Source organism: Ornithinibacter sp., assembly GCF_035443565.1.
Classification (GTDB): Bacteria; Actinomycetota; Actinomycetes; order Actinomycetales; family Dermatophilaceae; genus Fodinibacter.
The window spans coordinates 1-2,636 of the sequence record NZ_DAORSO010000228.1; the positions used below are offsets into that span (position 1 = coordinate 1).

The 2,636-nt window shown below is 38.9% G+C and carries 1 protein-coding gene; it reads left to right on the top strand.

Translation table 11 applies throughout. From position 1 onward, the window contains the following. A partial coding sequence (locus PLL68_RS13740) for a condensation domain-containing protein (protein ID WP_324535016.1) occupies nt 1-2,636 on the top strand: 2,636 nt, incomplete at both ends.

The window sequence follows — 2,636 nt, forward strand, 5'->3', positions numbered from 1 at the left end:
ATTTGGGCTAATGTTCTGAGAGTTGAACAAATTGGCATTCATGATAATTTCTTTAAGCTTGGAGGACATTCTCTTCTTGCTACCCAAGTGATCTCTCGTATTCGAGAACACTATAATATTGATATTGCTCTTAGAGCGTTGTTCGAGCATCCGACGATTGCCGCTTTAAGTGAGGTTATTGATTCTTTAAGAGATAAGAATATTCTTTCGATACTTCCTCCGCTTGTCGCTATGGAAAGGAGAGCTCCGCTTCCTCTTTCTTTTGCTCAACAACGTTTGTGGTTTCTTGATCAACTCTTACCAGGGAAAGCTCTTTACAATATTCCAGTGGCGCTGAGATTAAAAGGTTATTTAAATATTGCTGCTCTTGAAGAGGCACTTAATAGGCTTATTGCAAGACACGAGTCTTTAAGAACAATTTTTCCTTCATCGGAAGGAGCAGCCTATCAAGAAATTCTTTCTCATGTGGAACTTGATCTGACAGAATGTTCTGTTGATTTAACTGAGTTAAGCAAAAAGGAACACCAGTCAGCTGCGGAAGATTTAGCGCGAGAAGAAGCCAATAAGGCTTTTAATCTATCTACTGAACCTCTGATAAGAGTGAAGCTACTGATTCTCGGAAAAGAAGAGCATATCCTTCTGATTACCATGCATCACATTATCTCAGATGGATGGTCAATGGATATTTTCTTTAAAGAATTGACCACTCTGTATAATGGAGTTTGTAGGGGAGAAGAGCCATCTCTTCCTTCTTTGCCGCTTCAATACGCTGATTTTGCGCTTTGGCAAAGGGAATGGTTCCAAGGAGAAGTTTTAAAGCGGCAACTGTCTTACTGGAAAGAGCAGCTTGCCGATATTCCTGATTTTCTTGAGTTTCCTACGGATAAGCCAAGACCCAAAGAGCTTACGTATAAGGGTGGAAGCTATGGCATACGCTTATCGAGAGAGATTAAAGATGAGCTGAATCGATTTGCCCAAGAACATCAAGCTTCTTTGTATATGACACTTCTTGCAGTTTTTCAGGTTCTTCTTTACCGATATACAGGTCAGAAGGATATTGTTGTTGGCTCACCGATTGCCAATCGTCATTATAAAGAAATTGAAGGTCTTATTGGTTTTTTTGTAAATACATTAGCGCTTCGAACGACCTTTAAAGAGAATGAGACTTTTATTGATGTGCTGAGCAGGGTTAAAGAAACAACCTTAGAAGCTTATCAACATCAAGATGTTCCTTTTGAACAATTGGTTGATCATCTTAATATTACGAGAGCGCTTAATCGTAACCCTATCTTTCAGGTGATGTTTAACGTACAAAATGCTTCTCAAGGAAAGCCTTTAGATTTAGAAAAAATCCAAGTAGCTCCCTTTTATAGTGCCTACCCTATTGCTAAATTTGACTTATCCATCAGTGTTCATGAGGGTGAAGAGGAACTGGGAATAGGGATTGAATATGCAACAGATCTGTATGAAGGTGATGCGATTGAGAGGATTGGCATTCACTTTAAGCAACTGATAGAAGAAATTATAAGAAATCCTGCTCAAGATATACAAACAGTTTCTTTTCTTACAGCTAAAGAGAAGGATCAATTGTTGATTGAGTGGAATGATACGAAGACGGAATATTCTGCTGATAAAACCATACATCAACTTTTTGAAGAGCAGGTTAAAAAGAATCCGCATAATACAGCGGTTGTGTATGAAGAGGAAGAGCTCAGCTATGAGCAATTGAATGAGCGAGCCAACCAATTGGCTCATTATCTTAAAACATTAGGGGTTGGTCCTGATACTCTCGTTGCTATTGCTGTTGAGAGATCTCTGGAGATGGTTATAGGGTTATTAGCCATTTTGAAGGCTGGAGGGGCCTATGTTCCTCTGGATCCAAGCTATCCTCAGGAGCGTCTTCAGTACATGCTTGAGGATACAAACGCCCCTGTTCTCATAACGCAGTCAGCTATTAAGAGTCAATTTAGCAGCTATCAAGGGGTTCTGATTGATCTTGACTGCGAATGGGATAGCATTGCTCAAGAGCCTTCTTCTAACCCGATAGGAAATACACTTCCCGAACACCTTGCTTATGTTATCTATACTTCTGGTTCTACTGGAGAACCTAAGGGCGTTATGATCGGACATAAAAACGTTATTCATTATATAAACTACGCTCAAACATCTTATCGGATCTCCAATGAGCCTATTTTATTCCATTCTTCTCTAGCCTTTGATATGAGTATTACTTCTCTTTTTCTACCAATTGTAACAGGAAATTCTATTAATATTTTACCGAGAGATTTTCATGTTAATAATTTAACAGCTACTCTCAAGATACGGAATAACTTTAGCCTTATCAAACTTACACCAACACATTTAAAAGCTTTGAGAAATGAATTGAGTTCAGAGCATATCCATAGCTACACAGGAACTTTAATTGTTGGTGGTGAGAATCTTTTAAAGGAGGATGTAGAGTTTTGGTTAGACGCTGCTCCTCACACTTTTCTCATTAATGAATATGGCCCAACTGAGGCAACTGTGGGGTGCTGTGTATTTAAGCCGGAGAATTTTACTTCTTTGCCTTCCGGTTCAATTTCCATAGGCCATCCGATATCGAATATACAGGTTTATATTTTAGACGGGTATATGAA